Here is a 16,620-nt window from a genome sequence, read left to right on the forward strand (position 1 = left end):
CGACAATGTTGATGCGCACCGACCCCTTCCGCGAGCTGGACCGACTCACCCAGCAGTTCTTCGGCACGACCGGCACGTGGTCGCGACCGTCCGCGATGCCGATGGATGCCTGGCGCGACGGCGACATGTTCTACGTCCAGTTCGACCTCCCCGGCGTCAGCCCGGACGCGATCGACCTGGACGTCGAGAAGAACACGCTCACCGTCAAGGCCGAGCGCCGCCCCGCCCAGCGCGGCGACAACGCCGAGGTCCAGCTCTCCGAACGCCCCCTCGGTGTCTTCTCCCGGCAGCTGTTCCTCGGCGACGCCCTCGACGTCGAGCACATCACCGCCTCCTACGAGGCAGGCGTACTCACCCTCACCATCCCGGTCGCCGAGACCGCCAAACCCCGCAAGATCCACATCAGCGGCGGCAGCGACCACAAGGAACTCCAGGCCTGACCCCCATCGGGCCTGGTGCCCCAGAGGAAACCTGCCGCACGGGCGGAACACCCCCGCCGCCCGTGCGGCACCCCTGACCCGGGCCCTGCGCCGAACCGCGCAGGCCACGAAACCCCGCTGTCCACGGCGCTGCCTGCTCAGGCCGCTCTCGCTGGTAACGGATGACTGCCGCGAGATGAGCGCCGGCTAGGAGTGTTTCCAGGTCAGCATGGACGGCATTCGGTCAGCAGTCGTGCGGTTTTGCGGGCAGGCTTCGACGCAGCGGTGCGGCAGTTGCGGCAGCGGTGTCCGGACGTCGGCGTACACGTCGAGGACAGTCTGCCGGGCGGTGACAAGGCCGCAGAAGCGACGGATCGCGACGGCCAAGTCACGCAGACCCGCCAGCCGGAGACCTGAACTGGCGCCCCGCAAAGTACGGCTCTAGCAGCTGAACAGGCCGATGGCGTGGCCGTCGTGGTCCACTACCGGCCACCTGTCCAGGCCGCGCGAGCGCATGGCGGTGGCCGCGTTGGCGGCGGGCATGTCGGCGGTTGCGAACGGGGCGCGGTCGAGGACGATGTCGCGCACCGCAGTGCGCTCGGTGTACCAGGACCGGGCCTGGAACGGCGCGAGGTGCAGGCGGGTCAGCAGCCCGGCGCAGCGGCCGTCGTCGGCGCGGACCAGAAGGTGGTCCGCGCCGGAGCTCTGCAGGATGTCCATTGCTATGTCGGCCGTGACATCGTCGCTGATCTGCAGCTCCGGGTATTTCATGAGGTCGCCGACGGTGGTGGTCACGGGGCGTTCGAGGGTGGTGGTCATGGGCGGATTCCTTCGCGTCTCCCGCCGGCGGTGGCGGTGATCAGGGCACTGGCGGTGGGACGGTCGGCGGTGCCGGGGGCGGGTTCCTCGCGCGGTCGTCGTGGCAACCGAGTGTCGCCCACCGGTGCATGGTGCGGGCCCGGGCCGTGTCGCGGCCCGGGCCCGCACGGCGTCCTATGCGGCGAGAGCAACGCGCCTCGGCGCTGCACTGCGCGAGCCGCCGGCGGTCTGCGGGTTGCGGCCGGCGTAGGCGGGTCGGCGGCGACGGCCCCGGCTTGCGGAGGCGCTGCGGCGCGGGCGCTCGACCACGGGGTCGGCGATCACGGCGGGGATGCCGGTGGGCACGCGGGCGCCGGTGATGCGGGCCAGCTCCTCGTCTCCGGCGCTGACCCTGGTGGTGACGGGGGTGATGGCGGCGGTGGCCATCATGCGGGCCATCTCACGGCGCTGGTTGGGCAGGACCAGGGTGACGACGGTGCCGGACTCGCCCGCACGGGCCGTGCGCCCGCCGCGGTGCAGGTAGTCCTTGTGGTCGGCCGGCGGGTCCAGGTTGACGACCAGGTCGAGCCCGTCGACGTGGATGCCACGCGCGGCGACGTTGGTGGCGATCAGTGCGGTGACCTGGCCGTTGCGGAACTGCTCCAGGGTGCGGGTGCGCTGCGGCTGGGACTTGCCACCGTGCAGGGCCGCCGCCTTCACGCCGTTGGCGAGCAGGTCCAGCACCAGGCGGTCCGCGCCGTGCTTGGTGTCGGTGAACATGATCACCCCGCCGTCACGGGAGGCGATGTGGGCGATCGTGGCGTTCTTGTCGAAGTTCTGCACGTGCAGCACGTGGTGCTCCATCGTGCTGACCGCTCCCGCGGACGGGTCCACCGAGTGGGTCACCGGGTCCTTGAGGAAGCGGCGCACCAGCCGGTCGACGTTGCGGTCCAGGGTCGCGGAGAACAGCATCGTCTGGCAGCCTTCGGCGACCTGGTCGAGGAGTTCGGTGACCTGCGGCAGGAAGCCCATGTCGGCCATCTGGTCGGCCTCGTCGAGCACCGTTATGGCGACGCCGTCGAGCTGGCAGTCGCCGCGCTGGATCAGGTCCTTGAGCCGGCCGGGGGTGGCCACCACGACCTCCGCGCCACGGTTCAGCGCCTGGGCCTGGCGCCCGATCGGCATGCCGCCCACCACGGCGGTCATCCGCAGGCGTACCGCGTGGGCGAAGGGAGTGAGCGCGTCGGTCACCTGTTGGGCGAGCTCGCGAGTGGGCACCAGCACGAGCGCCAGCGGGCGGCGCGGCTCGGTCTTCTGCCCGGCGATGCGGGCCAGCACGGCGAGACCGAACGCGATGGTCTTGCCGGAGCCGGTGCGGCCTCGTCCGAGGACGTCACGCCCGGCCAGCGAGTTCGGCAGTGTTGCGGCCTGGATCGGGAACGGAGTGGTGACGCCCTGGCGGGTCAGCACTGCCAGCAGTGCCTTCGGCATCTCCAGTTCGGCGAACGCCTCGACGGCCGGCAGCGCCGGGGTGGTGCTGACCGGCATCGCGAACTCGCCCTGCGGGGAGGAGTTCTGACGGCCTCCCCGCCCGGAGGAGTTGCGGCCGTCGGCGGGCCGGTCGCCGTAGAAGGAACTGCCGCCGGAGCGGGATCCGTGGCCGGTGCCGCCGGAGCGGGAGTTGGAGCTCTGGTAGGAGGAGCGACGGGAGCGGTTCATGTGGAGACCTTCCTCGGGGCGGCACGTCACGAGGAAGGCTCCGGAGCGCGGGGCGCCGGCGGAGACCGCAAGGGAACGGGCCAGAACATGTGACGGGCGAAGCGTGGACGGAAGAACCGTGCGGCACGTCACCTGGGGTCGGCGCTCACCGAAAGGGTCGGGAGCGCGAACCTCGAACCGTGGGATCTCACGGCAGGGCGCCGATCCGGACGCGGCGCTGGGCGTCTCGCGTGGGGATGGCCGCCAGTGGCGAAGCCAGGGGGCTTGAACAGCCGGGGATGCGCAATGCGGAGGGGCCCGCACCGAGCGTGTACGCGGTGCGGGCCCCTCGCTGCCAGGCGGGTGCCTCAGCAGAAAAACTACAGCGGACGAATGTTCTCGGCCTGCGGGCCCTTCTGGCCCTGCGTGACGTCGAACTCGACCTTCTGGCCCTCGAGCAGCTCACGGAAGCCGTTGGCGTTGATGTTCGAGTAGTGGGCGAAGACGTCAGCGCCGCCGCCCTCCTGCTCGATGAAGCCGAAGCCCTTTTCCGCGTTGAACCACTTCACAGTGCCATTAGCCATAAAGAAATCTCCTTCAAGGGGCTGTCCGAAACACGCACAGTGCGGGCCTCGAGTGCCGCGATGATGACCCACCCGGGGAAGAGCCGGGAAACAGAAATGCGCCCGCGAAACATCAGCAGGCGCACACAAAGTTCATGGGAACCACTACTGCAACTAAGACGACTCTTAGCAGGCCCCGGCCTTCCGTGGTGGATTATTTCACTCCCGGTTTTGCAGGGGCCTCCCCTCGGGCCCGCCGCCCCCGAGTCGCCAGGGACGCCAACGCTCGCTGCGGGCAGGGTGGTTGACGGCATAGCGCTTGTCCGGGGCGACGGCTCCACTGGCAGTGCGACCAGGGCGAGCCCCGAGGCGCGCCGCGTGGACTCTCGCCACTGCGGCCCCGGGTCGGCCCCGCCACTGGTTCCGGTGGAGACAGGGGACGGCACGATTCGAATTCCGGCCCGTCCACATTCGAGTTCCACCGAAAGGCCCCGCTCCCGCGATTTCCGGCGCATACTGCAAGGAATGACGAAATCAGCAGCAGTCCGCTGGCCCCTGCCCACCAGCCCCTTCAAAGTCCGGGGCCAGGCGCCGCTCAAGCGGTTCGCCGTCGGCGACCGAGTCACCCACGACCGCTACGGGCTCGGCCGGGCCATCGGCGTCGAAGGCGACGGCGACATCGCCGTACTCGTCGACTTCGGATCGCGGCAGGAGCGCATCACCCAGCCGTACGCCGCGATGTTCAAACTCTGACCGCGGGCGCCCCGCGCTTCTCGGCCGATCGTGCCGCACCGCTCGCGGGTGGTCCCTGCGCCGAGGAACGACGGCGCACCGTCGCCTCGGCATCATCCGGGGGCTCCTACCCCGGGCATTGATCCCGATGGCCGTGTCGAACGGGCCCCGCTGGTCCCTGCCCCGACGGTAGCCGGAAGGGAACATGACGATCGGCGCCGCGCTGGCCGACCGCCAGTGCGGCGCCGGCGGCCGTCAAGCCCCACGTGAAGAGGGCTCCAGTCCGCTCACCACCCCCCGAACAAGCCATGGACCACGTCCTCGGCTTCTGGGTTCAGCCACCCTCCAACACCTGACGACCGGCGAACCTCACATAGCGTCACCGTACGAGCAGCTGACTATCGCGAAAAGGGTGAAACGTCAGTTGTACGCCAGCGCCAGAACGACCGTGACCGTGCACAGGACGTAGTCGGTGCGGGCGCGGGGCTGCAGCGCCGCCAGTGGCCATGCCATCGCGGTGTACCACGGCATGGACCACGGCGCCGCGATGTTCCAGCCCAGCGCCAGCGCGTGCGCCGTGCGTGCCTGCTCCAGACCCGGCCCGACGGTCGCAGCGCCACGGCGAAGGAACACCCACCCCAGAATCAGCGTCAGCAGCGGCCAGGACACGCTGATCACGGCCGCCGCGACGGCCGGTCCGCTCCCGCCCCACGAGAGGCCCGCCCACTGCACCACCTGCCACACCGAGGATCAGTCCGGTGGCCAGGTACACCAGGGCGTTCGCTGCCATGAGCACACCGATCGTCACCAGGACTTGGCCGCCCCCGATGTCCGCGGCGACGCGCTGGATGAACGTCGCAACCGGCCCGTACACCGACGGAGTCCGCAACCAGACGGTGCTCACCAGATGGGCGTAGTCACCACCCAGGTCGGCCGGAACTACCCGTCGCGCACTACATCCGGAATCCCGCGGGGCCGCGTACCGCGGCGGTGGCGAGTTCCTTGACCCGGGCGCCGGGTACGGGCACTCCGGGGGCTTGCTGGGCCCAGGCCACGATGTCCGGCACGGCGGTGAGGCCGGCCGGTGGCTGCCCCAGCCCGTCATCGTGCTCGTCGCCGCCATCGGGGGCCTCTTCCGTGCCCCCCGCCAAGCCCCCAACGCCGACTCCTGAGTCGCTCGCCCCGCCCTCCTCAGCGGCAGCTCAGCAATAGAAGGTCGTACTGACAGCACTGCGGCTTGGGGGTAAAGCTCGAACTCGGCCTGTGCCGCAAGATCCTCGGAGCGGCTTCCGGTCGGGCGGGGGCCGCCTGTCGCCACGCCCAGGTGAAGCTGACGGATCGCAGCGGCTCCGCGGGCCCGTTCTCCGTTTCACACTCATTTCACATCGCGAGCCGTCAGGCCATCGGCGGCGGCTCCGAAGACAGCGTTTCCGCAGGTCAGAAGGGTGTCTGACCTGCGGAAACGCTGAGAGATCGAATTACGTTTCCGCAGGTCAGAGGGGGTCCTACAGGTCGTAGTTCTGATCGAACATGCCTCTGGCCTGCGGAAACATGGGTCTCACGGAAGATCATTTCACATCCAGTGCACACGCGGGGCCCTTGACGATGAGACGCAGCGAGAAGCGCTGAACGGTGCTGAGTAGGCCGCCTGTGCCGTCCAGGTCGGGTTGCTACACAGCGCCACCGACCTGGGCGGCGCGAGGACAGCGCTGGGCCCCGGATCGGAGGCTAGGCGGCCAGGCGGTAGCGCCGACCGAGTGCCTTACGGGCCTTCTCGAAGACCGGGCCACGCGGTGGACTTACCTGCGGATGGTGAAGGCCGGGTCTTCGTGGCCGAGGAGATCGGCGAGCGTGTAGATGTCGACTCCCTCGTTCAGCGCCTCAGACGCAAACAGGTGCCTGAGTGAATGCATCATCTTGTCCCGGCATCTTTCCCGCAGTCGGCCACGGCCAGGGTGATGTCCCGCCTCGTGGTGTATCCGATCAATCGACGGGCGCGTTGGTGGTGTTGGGTAGCGCGGGGGCGCTTTTGCGTGTCAGCGCCGTAGATCTTCTGCGCTGACCGGGGGCCGTACTGGCCAGATTGGTTCGGTCACGGCGGTCAGAACTCGTTCACCCACTCCGGTGACGGCGGTGGCAGCAGGGCGGGCGAGTCGTCGATGGCATGCCGAGAGACGTTGAATTCGTCGACTGGACAGTCCAGACGGACGCCGAAATGCGTCAGATGCTCGCTGCACGGTCAAGTGAGGCAGAGAACGACTTCGCCGCATCTCGACCGCAGAGTGGCAGCCGCGGCGACCGCACCTGACGGCTCGCCGCACAGCAACGGGCCTGTCGGCGGCGGCTGAACCGTGACCCACTTTGGTCGGTCGAGATCTGACCCTTTTCGCGTCGTCAGCGCTCGTGTTCAGTCGTTGTCGGTGGCGGGGACGCGACCGAGATCGCGGCCCCGCATGCGGTAGGACTCGCCCTTGAGGGAGTGGACCTCGGCGTGGTGGACGAGCCGATCGATCATCGCTGCGGCGACGGTCTCGTCACCGAACACCTCTCCCCAGCGCCCGAAGGGCTTGTTGCTGGTGACGATCACGCTGGCCCTCTCGTATCTGTTCGAGATCAGCTGGAAGAACAGGTTCGCGGCCTCGGCCTCGAACGGGATGTAGCCCACTTCGTCGACCACGATCAGCGGGTAACGGCCGAGTTTGATCAGCTCGTCCTGGAGCCGTCCTGTGTGGTGGGCGGCGGCTAGGCGGTCGACCCACTGGGCGGCGGTCGCGAACGCGACCCGGTGGCCGGCCTGGCAGGCCCGGACGGCGAGCCCGGTCGCCAGGTGCGTCTTGCCGGTGCCCGGCGGCCCCAGGAAGATCGCGTTCTCGCGGGCGGCTATGAAGTCCAATGTTCCCAGGTGGCCGAGTTGTTGGCGCGTCAGCCCGCGCAGATGGGTGAGGTCGAGTTCCTCGATCGTCTTGATCGCGGGGAAGCGGGCGGCGCGGATGCGGCCCTCGCCGCCGTGGCTGTCGCGGGCGGAGACCTCGCGCTGCAGGCAGGCGACGAGGTATTCGAGGTGGGTCCAGGACTCGGCCTGGGCGCGTTCGGCCAGCCTTTCGGCGGCGTCCAGCAAGGCCGGGGCCTTCAGTGCGCGGGCGCAAAACGCCAGGTCGGCTGCGGTCTGTCGCCCGGTGCGGGCCTGGCCGTCGGGCTTGGCCGCGCTGGTCGTGGGGGTGGGTGTCATCAGGGTTCCTCCTTCCCGGCGCCGCCCTCGATGAGGGTGAACATGCGGTCATAAGTCGCCAGTTCGCGTTGCTCGACCTCGATGCCGAGGCTGTCCGGGGCCAGCAGGGCGGCTCGGGCGGTGGCCGCGCGGGCGGCTTGCTGGCGGATCGCCTCGCCGCGAAGGAGCTGGGCCGCAGCTGCGTGCTCGGGGTCGGTCAGGGTCTGGTGGCGGGCCCAGCAGCGGGTGTGCCGGGCGACGACGTCGTTGCCCGCGATGACGCTGACCTCCTCGTTGTCCGCGCGGACCATCACGGTCTTGCCGATGGCGCGCGGGTGGACGGAGTAGTCGTTGGTGTCGACGCGGACGTAGTGGTCGCGGCCGATGCGGGTGTGGAAGCGCCACCAGCTGGGCGGCGACACAGGCGGAATCTGGAGCATCGCGGCCCGGTCCGCCTCCCAGCGGTCGATGGGCCGGGCGTCGATGGAGCGGTGGATCCGCCGGTTGGCGATCTGCAGCCAGGCTGCCAGCTGGGTGTTGAAGTCGGTGGGTCCGGTGAAGGTGCGGCCGGGCAGGAAGCTGGTCTCCAGGTAGCCGTTGGCGCGTTCGACCAGGCCCTTCGCTTCCGGGTCGCGGGGGCGGCAGAGGTGGACCCGGGTGGCCAGCAGTCCCGCGAACGCCGCGAACTCGCTGGTCAGCCTGCCTTTGCCGACTCCGGCTTCGTTGTCCCAGACCAGGGTCTTGGGGACGGCTCCCCAGCCGTCGGCGAGCAGGCGCCAGTGCCCGTCGATCAGGTCGCCGGTCTGGCGCGACGGCAGCATCCGAGCGGTGATCACCCGCGAGTAGCCCGAGACGATGACCAGAACCGGCGGGCGGCCGGACTGGCCGTAGCCGAGCGGGATGTCGACGGCCGGGAACCACAGGTCGCACTGCGCGAGCTCGCCCGGCTGGTAGACGGTCCGCGAGACCGGGTCGACGGGCAGGTAGGCCGGCCGCAGCTCACGCACTCGTTCCTTCAGGATCGTCAGCCCGCGGGTCCATCCGATCCGCTCGGCGATCACTGTCGCGGGCATCGTCGGCGTCTGTTTGAGCAGCTCGCGGATCGCGGGCTCGAACGCGTCGACCGCCGATCCTTTCAACGGACGCTGGTAGACGGGCGGCTGGTCGGTGGCCAGGGCCCGCTTCACCGTGTTCTTCGAGATGCCCATATGGCGGGCGATCGCCCGGATCGGCATCTGCTCGGCCCGATGCAGCCGACGGATCTCGGCCCAGTCCTCCACGTGGATCACCCTCTCCTCCTGACCCTCTATGAAGATCAGGATGATCAGACGATCGCGAGGTGGGTCACCTTTGATCCGCCGTTCAGCGGTCAGTTTTCACCCGTCGCCGAGAGGGCCTTTCGCGAGCGCATCCGGATGCAGGTCGCCGAGCTGTTCGCCCTGAGAACGACATGCAGCGGCCGCGAACCCCTTGACGGCATCTGGTCACTGCTTGATGCGGCATCACGCCGGCAAGTTCGTTCGACGAGGGTTAGTCGAACAGGTTCTCCAGGGTGCTGTCCCTGTCCGTAAGGTTCTGCTCCGCCCAGATGATTTTGCCGGTCGTTGTGTAACGGGTGCCCCAGCGGCGGGTGAACTGCGCGACGAGGAACAGACCACGGCCGCCTTCGTCGGTGGTGCGGGCGTGCCGCAGGCGGGGTGAGGTGCTGCTGCCGTCCGAGACCTCGCAGATCACGACGTCCTGCCGGATCAGGCGGAGGCGGATGGGCTCCGCCCCGTAGCGGATGGCGTTGGTGACCAGCTCGCTCACGATGAGTTCGGTGGTGAATGCCAGGTCGTCGAGTCCCCACGCCGCGAGTTGTGTGGTGGCCAGCTTGCGCGCGTTCGCGACCGCTGACGGTTCGGGGGGCAGGTCCCAGGAGGCCACCTGGTCCTGGCCGAGAGCGTGGGTGCGGGCGAGGAGCAGAACGACGTCGTCGGACACGGGCCCGTTGAGCAAGGTCTCGATCGCGGCACCGCAGACCGCGTCCAGCGTCGGACCGGGACGGGTGAGGGCGGTGCGCAGCCGGGAGACTTCCTCGTCGATGTCCCGGTCTCCGCATTCGACGAGACCGTCGGTGTACAGGGCGATCACCGTGCCTTCGGGCAGTTCCAGCTCGGCGGATTCGAACGGCAGCGTCCCGAGTCCTAGATGACCTATTCCAAGGGGTGATGTGCGGCGATGGGTGAGGGCGCCGTGATCATGGTGTGGGCCGAGCAACCCGGGGATCCCGGCGGTGCTTCTCTACGTCGAGATCGAGTAGGTGGATGCCGACCAGCAGCCCAGTGCTGACGTGGAAGGCGGGCGTGGAGCCGGGTGGCTGTTACACCCCGGTTCGGTATGCCTCCAGGTGGTCGGCCAGCGCTGTGGGGTGGCCGAGCATAGGGCAGTGGTCGCCCGGCAGTTCGTCGGGTGTAATGCCCAGGCGCTCCCGCACGATCCGGCGCATGTACTCGGCGGGGAAGAAGTGGTCGTCCCGGGACAGCAGGAACTTCGTGGGCACATCCGGCCACGCGGCCAGTGGCCATGGCTTCATGAACGGGGTGGCCGACTGCGTGCGCGTGTGCTTCTGAGCCTCGGCGGCGAGTTCTGGCGGGGTGTCGTGGTGGAACAGAGCGGTGTCGTCGTCGGGGTCCCTGCCGTCGCGTTCGTCTTGTTCGCGCCTGGCCTGCTCGTAGCCAGTGTTGGCCCACCACTGGCCCGGACTCTCGCCCGGTGCCGGGATCTGTGCCTGCAGCATCACCAGCAGGTCCACCGGCACGCGATCGCACACCAGCGGGGCGGTGAACCCGCCGAAGGAATGGGCCACCAGGATCAGGTCGGCGCGATCACCGATGGCGTCGACCACGGTGTCGGCGTACTCGGCCAGCCCAGCCGAGTCGTCGTCGCACGGCAGGTCCACCGCCACCACGTCATGGCCCCGCCCACGCAGCTCGGCCTCCAGCAGATGCCAGTACCACGGGCCGGACGCGGCACCGGGAATCAACACGTACGTAGCCATCGTCAGTGACCCCCTCGGTAGCAGACGCGGTGCCTCAACGCCGTCGCTCGGCCCGTCGAGGCACGGCGAGCGAATGCCCCACCGCTGGGCTGGAGTTGTCCACGCACTCGGGAGGACTTGGTCCACGCGGTGAGGAGGCGAGGGCATCCATGATCATTGTGTGACGAACAATCTGGACACCCTCGCGACCGCACTCTATGTGAAGACCGACGACTTGCTGAAGGAATCGCCGCAGTTCGCTCCGTGGCGGCCAGCCGTGGGCATCGCGCCGCAGCTCGGCGACGCCGAGCTGGTGACGCTGGCGATGATGCAGGCGATGCTCGGCTTCACCTCCGAAGCCCGCTGGCTGCGGCACGCCCACGCCCGCCTGCGGCACCTGTTCCCCTACCTGCCCCAGCAACCCGGCTACAACAAGCGGCTGCGCAAGGCCGCCGAATTGATCCGCTACGTCACCCGAACGCTGGCCCGCGATACCACGCTGTGGACCGACGACGTGTGGGTCGTGGACTCCACTCCGGTCGAGTGCGGACGCTCCCGTGAGACCGTCAAGCGCTCCGACCTGGCCGGATGGGCCCAGTACGGGTACTGCGCCAGCCACTCGCGCTACTTCTGGGGGCTGCGGCTGCACCTGGTCTGCACCCTGCACGGCCTGCCGGTCGCCTTCGCACTGACTGGGGCCAAGGCTGACGAACGCGAGACGCTGCTCGACCTGCTCGCTATCGAGCCGCAGCTCACCGCCGAGCGCCCGGGCCAGACGCTGATCGGCGACAAGAACTACTTCGGCCGGGAGTTCGAGCAGCAGCTGGCCGAGCTTGACATCCGTCTGCTGCGGCCGGCCCGCAAGGGCGAGGCCGAGCGGGCCGGATTGCAACTGTTCAAGCCGCTGCGGCAGGTCATCGAGTCGGTCAACGAAACCTTCAAGGGCCAGCTCGACCTCGAACGGCACCGCGGTCGCACGCCCGGCGGCGTGGCCGTCCGCGTCCTGCAGCGCATCCTCGCGCTCACCGCCGCCATCTGGCACAACAACCGCACCGGCCAGCCGATCATGCGGGCGTTGACACCCTACGACCACTAAACCTCTTGGAATCGACCATCTAGGGGAGGTCCCGGCGGCAACTCAGGCAGGGTGGCGGTGCCGTCCGGCCGGACGAGGACCGGCGGGAGGTGACCTGCGCGGGCCAGCGTGCACCGGCGGCTCACCGGGTCGTAGACGGCGTACAGGCACCTGGCTCCCATGGCGGCGGCGGCCTCCTCCTCGTCCCGGCTGTCCTGTTCCACGAGGCTGATGACGAGGTCGTCCAGATGGGCCAGGAGTTCGTCGGGCGGCAGGTCGAGGTCGGCGAGTGTGCGCACGGCCGTACGCAGCCGTCCCATGGTGGCGGCCGCGTGGATGCCATGACCGACTACGTCTCCGACGACCAGGGCGACCCGGGCGCCGGACAACGGGATGCTGTCGAACCAGTCACCACCCGCACCGAGTGAGGCGCCCGCCGGAACGTAGCGTGCCGCCACGTCCACTGCGGTTCCTCCGGTCAGCCCGTGGGGCAGCAGGCTGCGCTGCAACGCGAGGGAGGCCGTGCGCTGCGCCAGTTCCATGGACAGGACGGTGGCGCCGTGCTCCAGCGCGATCTGCGCCCGGTCCCCGGCCGTCCCGGCGGGATCCATCAGTACCAGTACGCCGAGTACGTCGGCGCCCGGGCTGGCGACGGCTATGAGTCTGTCGCCCTCTCTGACCGGTCGGCCCTCCTGTAGGGCCCGGCGGAGAATCCGGTCGCGCCGACTGCGGGGATCCCTCCGGTAGGGCTCTGGGCGGTCCGGTCCCGCCCAGGCCCGCAGATTTCCGTGACGGTCCTCGACCGCGACCGGGTGGCCGGTGAGCTCGTGTACGGCGCGGGCGATCCCTTCCTGGCCCTCACCGGCCACGGCGACCTGGGTCAGCCGTTCATGAATGCCGATAGTCCGTTCCAGCGCTTCGACCGCGTCGGCCAGTGCGGCGTTCACGCCCCGCAACTCCTCGGCCGCAGCCCGCTCCCTGGCATGCAGCCGCACGTTCGCCAGGGCCACCCCGATGTGCTGGACGAGAACACGAAGCAGGAACTGAACGGCCTCCGACGGCGCCTCCTGTGCGTCCACAACGCAGTAGCCCATGTGCTCCCGAAGACAACGCAGCGGCAGTCCCCAGCCCCACGCCCGGCCCGGAACGTCGACCGCCCCGCCGACAGGCCCGAGTCCGCGCAGCTGCTCCTCGACGCGGAGCCGTGCCTGTTTCGAGGGAAGGCGTGTGAAGCGATCCTGCCACCTCCCGTCCAGGTACACGCCCACCATCCGGCAGGAGCTGATCGAGGGAACCGATGTCGTTGCGAGGTCGAGGATCTTCTTCTCGCTGTCACTCTCGGTCATCACCATCGAGAGCATGAGCAGCCCGCGCAGGTTCGACAGCTGATCGCGCAGCTGCACGTCCCGGGCCGCTGCATCAGCGGGGCCGCCCACGGTCACTGCCTGAGGGTGTGCAACTCGTCGGGCTGGAGGTAGTAGGGGTTGTCCAACACCGTGCCCCCGATGAGCATCTTGGGATGGGTCTTAAGTACGTCCACGAGGACATCGCCGCCGAACTGGTCAAGTTCGTACAGGCATAGACCCACCATCGGGCTGCGCTGCACCACCTGGTTCAAGGCGGCCTCGTATCCCACCAACGCCTCGACGCCGGGCATCTGGCGCAGGGCCCACTCCATCTCTCCGACCATGCGGGTGAAGCCGAAGCCTGCCTGCTGGGCCTTGTCGATGTTGCGCTCCCAGAAGTCCAGCACGGTCTGCGCGGAGAACGGGGCGCCGCGCAGGATGCTCTCCGCCGACGTGTACATCTCCAGTTGGTGCCGGTCGAGTGCCGAGGGGACGTCGACCTGGCTCCGCAACGTGTCGAGAAGTCCTTCGGCGTCGGCGCTGTCCATCGTGCCGACGCACATGTGGCCGGCGTCGAGCCCCTGCCGCAGGTACGGGAGCACGACCGCGTCGCGATCCGCCCGGGTCGGGTAGAACACGCATATGTGGTCGCCTGGGAAGATCCGAAGGCCGGAGAGGCCGAGGGCTATGGATTCGGAAGCCATCTGCATCGTCCCTTCACTGGTCAGCATAATCGCCGGGTCCTGCTACCGCTCGTGCCGGAGAGCGGCACCGGCGGAGGGGCTCGGATACCGGCGATCCTGCCAAGGTGCGGGTGACGGACGCGGACGCAGAGCAGGGTGGCCTTCCTCGACACCCTCCTCGTCTCCGCCGACCCGGACGCCGCTGAACCCCACGAGGTCGAGATCTCGAACCGCAGCGGCCGTGCCGGCGTCCGCACCTCGCACGCCACCGAGCTCGTGGCGCGCGGCCGCTGATGGGCTGGGCCCCCGAGAGGGATTGCGCGACCTCGCAAAGGCCCGGCGGGTCGGCATCCATGCCGCGCTCGGTGGCGCCCAAGGCTGTCGCGTGCGGCTCAGTCTCTATGCTGCGATTGGTGGCATCCGGCCGCAGTCTGTACGACCACCCACCCCTCCGGCTGAGAGCTGGACAGGCTGGCTCTGTGCATGGTGACTATTGGTGACGGTAAGAAAACGACATGACAGCCCGCGCGAGATCGCGGACGTCGCCTTTGCCCCGCCGGTCGGCATACCGACCGGCGTCGAGGTCATGTCCCTGGCGGAACTGCGTGAGCGGGCCGCCGTCCGCATGGCCAGGGTGGGGCTGCGGACACCGCAGCGGCCGACGTTCCACCACCTGATCACTATCTCCAGCGGCTCCTTGTGGCACATGGTGGATTTCACCAGCTACGCCCTCAAACCGGGCTCCTGGCTGTGGGTCCGGCCCGGTCAGGTGCAGCAGTGGGGTGATCTGCACGAGGCCGAGGGCACTCTGGTTCTCTTCGAGCGCGATGTCGTTGATCCGGGCACCGTGGCAGCCGCGCGTGTGGACGATCCGCACGCACCCGTGCTCCTGGTTCCCGACCCGGAGGACGGCCACGCCTTGGAGATGGCCGTGCATCATCTGGCATTCGAGTTCCAGGCGCTGCGCGGCATTGCGCTGGAAGCTCATGTGGCGGTGCTGCGCCACCTGCTGGCGGTTCTGGTGCTGCGCCTTTCGCAGGGCACGGCGGCGGTCGGCAGCCCGGCCCCGGAGCCGGGGGAGACCTTCGTCCACTTTCGTGACGCGGTCGAACGCGACTTCGCCCGGACGCGCCGCCTGGAGGACTACGCCCGGGCGCTGGGCTACTCGCCCCGTACCCTCTCCCGGGCCACACTCGCCGGCGCAGGGGTGGGAGCCAAGGAATTCATCGACCGACGGGTGGTCCTGGAAGCCAAACGCCTCCTCGCGCACGGCGACCAGTCGGCCTCCCGTATCGCGGCACAGCTCGGCTTCACCAGCGCCACCAACTTCAGCAAGTACTTCCATCAGCGCACAGGTCAGTCTCCGATCGCCTTCCGCGCAACCGTGCGGGGTCACTCCTCGGAGAGTGGGGAGAGCGGCGGGGGCGATGGGATCGGTACCGGATGACCAGGGCGGGGAGGGCCGCTCCTGCGAGCGGTGCCACCAGGTAGATCCACAGATGTGACCAGTAGACGGGTTGGTGGGCCCAGACGGCGGGGCCGAACTGGCGGGCGGGGTTGGCGGACCCGCCGGTGAGGGTGCCGAGGATGACGATGACCACGGCCGTGGCGAAGGGCAGGGCGGCCGGGATCCAGCGTGTCCACGCGGGGCGGGACATCGCCAGCAGGGCGACAGCGAGGATCGCCGCGGTGGCGGCGGCTTCGGCGGTGAACAAGGCGGCGGCCGACAGGGAGGGAGCGGGCCGGACCGCAGCGTAGGCCATACGATCGCCGACAACCGGGCCCCAGACGAGGCGGGCCAGGCCGGTGCCGGCCAGGGAACCTGTGAGCTGGGCGGTCATGTACGGCAGGACGCGGCGGCCGGGGAAGGCGCCGGCCACCCACAGGGCGAGGGTGGCGGCCGGGTTGAGGTGGCCGCCGGACCGACGGCCCCACGGTGAGGACAGCGCCCATGCGAGCGCCGCCCCGACGATCACGGCCACGGCCGCGAGCTGGAGGTGCGGGTCGGGCAGGGCCAGGCCGGGCGGGGAGGCCATCACCCATCGGACGGCGGTGACCAGGACGAACAGCACGCCGCCGGTGAGGGCGAACTCAACGGTGGCCGCGGCCCGGGCGGTCGTGCCGCCCGAAGGCGCGGGGGTTCCGGCGGCCCCGGCTCTGCCGGTGCCGCCGGACGTCGTCCCGGTGGCCCGCCGCGCGGGCACACGGGCGGAGGTGAGCATCGCTCAGCCCCACGTCATCTCGCCGGTGGCGACCTTGGCGCCCAGGTCCAGGGCCACCAGGAGGCCCAGGTCCGGGTGGCGCTCCAAGAGCGCGGCCTTCAGCGCCTCGGAGTCGTTGCCGCTCGCGGCCAGCTCCTTCTCGAACTCGGCGAGGTAGTTGCGCGTGTACGCGATCACGGAGGCGTCGGTGGCGGAGTCGGCGGAGCGGTGGCCGGCCACAACGAAGCGCGGGGCGAGCCGCTCCATCTCGTCAAGCGTCTCCGCCCAGGCGGACCGCTCGCGCGGCTTGGCGGTGTCAGCGGTCCACACGTGGAGGCCGGCGAAGAGCAATACCCCGCCCACCACCGCGCGGTCCTCGGGCTGCCACAGGTACTCCGTGCGCCAGACCAGGTCCGGGTGGCCGCCGCGGAGCTCGAAGTCGTGGCCCTCGATGCTGACGCGGTCCCCGTCCAGCACCTCCGGAATGATCACCTCCGTGGGCAGATTCCGGCCCAGGTGCGCCCAGGTCTTGAGCTTGCCTTCCCAGCTGGCCTTGATCCTCTCCACGGTGGTGACTGTGGCGACGATCCGGACGTCCGGGAACGCCTGGCGGATCACTTCCAGGCCGAAGTAGTAGTCGGGGTCGGAGGTGGTGACCACCACGGTGGTCAGCTGCTTGCCGCTGTCGATGATGTCCGCCAGCACCCGGTGCTGCTCGGCCAGTGTGAACTGGCCGTCGACGAGCAGGGCTTCGCGCTCGCCGGTGATCAGGACGGACGACTTGTGCAGGCCGGTGTCGTCGGCGGTGTGGACGGTGTACGTCAGGGTGGTCGACATGGGGTACTGCCTTTCCGGGTGTTGTGGTCGAAGTGTTGTAA

General features: G+C 69.4%; 19 protein-coding genes and 1 pseudogene. 6 read left to right on the forward strand and 14 right to left on the reverse strand.

From position 1 onward, the window contains the following. Positions 1 to 5: 5 nt before the first annotated feature. The gene (locus BR98_RS30990) at positions 6 to 440 is read left to right on the forward strand and encodes an Hsp20/alpha crystallin family protein (RefSeq protein WP_035850021.1); all 435 of its coding nucleotides are present in this window, start codon (positions 6 to 8) and stop codon (positions 438 to 440) included. Positions 441 to 860: 420 nt separating this feature from the next. Here the strand turns inward: BR98_RS30990 and BR98_RS30995 are convergent, their stop codons facing one another. The 3 genes from BR98_RS30995 to BR98_RS31005 form a co-directional block, all read right to left on the reverse strand. Then, on the reverse strand, positions 861 to 1,238 hold the full coding sequence (locus tag BR98_RS30995; protein ID WP_035850023.1) for a CBS domain-containing protein: 378 nt from the start codon (positions 1,236 to 1,238) through the stop codon (positions 861 to 863). A 174-nt stretch (positions 1,239 to 1,412) separates the two neighbouring features. Continuing rightward, a complete protein-coding gene (locus BR98_RS31000) occupies positions 1,413 to 2,936 on the reverse strand; it encodes a DEAD/DEAH box helicase (protein ID WP_035850025.1) in 1,524 nt (507 codons plus the stop codon). 359 nt (positions 2,937 to 3,295) lie between these two features. Then, positions 3,296 to 3,499, reverse strand: a complete 204-nt coding sequence (locus BR98_RS31005) for a cold-shock protein (protein WP_035850027.1) — start codon at positions 3,497 to 3,499, stop codon at positions 3,296 to 3,298. Between the two features lie 504 nt (positions 3,500 to 4,003). On the opposite strand from BR98_RS31005, the gene BR98_RS31010 reads away from it, so the two are divergent. Next, positions 4,004 to 4,231 carry a hypothetical protein gene (locus BR98_RS31010; protein ID WP_035850029.1) on the forward strand — a complete coding sequence of 76 codons (228 nt, stop codon included), beginning with the start codon at positions 4,004 to 4,006 and terminating at the stop codon, positions 4,229 to 4,231. A 399-nt stretch (positions 4,232 to 4,630) separates the two neighbouring features. Here the strand turns inward: BR98_RS31010 and BR98_RS31015 are convergent, their stop codons facing one another. Further along, positions 4,631 to 4,843 carry a hypothetical protein gene (locus BR98_RS31015; protein ID WP_157538004.1) on the reverse strand — a complete coding sequence of 71 codons (213 nt, stop codon included), beginning with the start codon at positions 4,841 to 4,843 and terminating at the stop codon, positions 4,631 to 4,633. Positions 4,844 to 4,998: 155 nt separating this feature from the next. On the opposite strand from BR98_RS31015, the gene BR98_RS42160 reads away from it, so the two are divergent. Then, positions 4,999 to 5,127 carry a hypothetical protein gene (locus BR98_RS42160; RefSeq protein WP_267886104.1) on the forward strand — a complete coding sequence of 43 codons (129 nt, stop codon included), beginning with the start codon at positions 4,999 to 5,001 and terminating at the stop codon, positions 5,125 to 5,127. A gap of 36 nt (positions 5,128 to 5,163) precedes the next feature. Here BR98_RS42160 and BR98_RS31020 read toward each other — a convergent pair whose 3' ends face one another. From BR98_RS31020 to BR98_RS31040, 6 genes are all read right to left on the reverse strand, one after another. After that, entirely contained in the window at positions 5,164 to 5,361 is a 198-nt protein-coding gene (locus BR98_RS31020) for a hypothetical protein (RefSeq protein ID WP_035850033.1), read from the reverse strand. Between the two features lie 648 nt (positions 5,362 to 6,009). Beyond that, positions 6,010 to 6,126 carry a tyrosine-type recombinase/integrase gene (locus BR98_RS42690; RefSeq protein WP_083977192.1) on the reverse strand — a complete coding sequence of 39 codons (117 nt, stop codon included), beginning with the start codon at positions 6,124 to 6,126 and terminating at the stop codon, positions 6,010 to 6,012. 491 nt (positions 6,127 to 6,617) lie between these two features. Then, positions 6,618 to 7,439, reverse strand: coding sequence for an IS21-like element helper ATPase IstB (gene istB / locus BR98_RS31025; protein WP_035839004.1), 822 nt, complete (start codon positions 7,437 to 7,439; stop codon positions 6,618 to 6,620). Continuing rightward, positions 7,439 to 8,707, reverse strand: coding sequence for an IS21 family transposase (gene istA / locus BR98_RS31030; protein ID WP_035839006.1), 1,269 nt, complete (start codon positions 8,705 to 8,707; stop codon positions 7,439 to 7,441). Before istA ends, istB begins: the two co-directional genes overlap by 1 nt. A gap of 241 nt (positions 8,708 to 8,948) precedes the next feature. After that, positions 8,949 to 9,677: a SpoIIE family protein phosphatase gene (locus BR98_RS31035; RefSeq protein WP_407639514.1), complete on the reverse strand. Its 729-nt coding sequence runs from the start codon at positions 9,675 to 9,677 to the stop codon at positions 8,949 to 8,951. A gap of 103 nt (positions 9,678 to 9,780) precedes the next feature. Next, positions 9,781 to 10,458, reverse strand: a complete 678-nt coding sequence (locus BR98_RS31040; RefSeq protein ID WP_035850037.1) for an alpha/beta hydrolase — start codon at positions 10,456 to 10,458, stop codon at positions 9,781 to 9,783. 160 nt (positions 10,459 to 10,618) lie between these two features. Here BR98_RS31040 and BR98_RS31045 point away from each other — a divergent pair, with 160 nt between their 5' ends. Next, complete coding sequence (locus BR98_RS31045; protein ID WP_035844502.1) at positions 10,619 to 11,533, forward strand: IS982 family transposase; 915 nt, start codon at positions 10,619 to 10,621, stop codon at positions 11,531 to 11,533. A gap of 20 nt (positions 11,534 to 11,553) precedes the next feature. On the opposite strand, the pseudogene BR98_RS41705 reads toward BR98_RS31045, so the two are convergent. Together BR98_RS41705 and BR98_RS31055 are read right to left on the reverse strand one after the other, a co-directional pair. Then, positions 11,554 to 12,042 (reverse strand): annotated as a pseudogene (locus BR98_RS41705) (PP2C family protein-serine/threonine phosphatase); the annotation flags it as partial. A gap of 908 nt (positions 12,043 to 12,950) precedes the next feature. Continuing rightward, positions 12,951 to 13,589: an MEDS domain-containing protein gene (locus BR98_RS31055; RefSeq protein ID WP_232247699.1), complete on the reverse strand. Its 639-nt coding sequence runs from the start codon at positions 13,587 to 13,589 to the stop codon at positions 12,951 to 12,953. A gap of 108 nt (positions 13,590 to 13,697) precedes the next feature. Here BR98_RS31055 and BR98_RS39810 point away from each other — a divergent pair, with 108 nt between their 5' ends. Next, positions 13,698 to 13,835: a hypothetical protein gene (locus BR98_RS39810; RefSeq protein ID WP_157538005.1), complete on the forward strand. Its 138-nt coding sequence runs from the start codon at positions 13,698 to 13,700 to the stop codon at positions 13,833 to 13,835. 202 nt (positions 13,836 to 14,037) lie between these two features. Continuing rightward, the gene (locus BR98_RS31060; protein ID WP_035850045.1) at positions 14,038 to 14,988 is read left to right on the forward strand and encodes a helix-turn-helix domain-containing protein; all 951 of its coding nucleotides are present in this window, start codon (positions 14,038 to 14,040) and stop codon (positions 14,986 to 14,988) included. On the opposite strand, the gene BR98_RS38555 is transcribed toward BR98_RS31060, so the two are convergent. Then, entirely contained in the window at positions 14,870 to 15,763 is an 894-nt protein-coding gene (locus BR98_RS38555; RefSeq protein ID WP_198042314.1) for an aquaporin, read from the reverse strand. The two genes, BR98_RS31060 and BR98_RS38555, sit on opposite strands and share 119 nt — an antisense overlap. A 3-nt stretch (positions 15,764 to 15,766) precedes the next feature. Further along, positions 15,767 to 16,579: an MBL fold metallo-hydrolase gene (locus BR98_RS31070; protein ID WP_035850049.1), complete on the reverse strand. Its 813-nt coding sequence runs from the start codon at positions 16,577 to 16,579 to the stop codon at positions 15,767 to 15,769. Between the last annotated feature and the right edge of the window lie 41 nt (positions 16,580 to 16,620).

Origin of the sequence: Kitasatospora azatica KCTC 9699 (genome assembly GCF_000744785.1) — a bacterium.
Taxonomy (GTDB): domain Bacteria; phylum Actinomycetota; class Actinomycetes; order Streptomycetales; family Streptomycetaceae; genus Kitasatospora; species Kitasatospora azatica.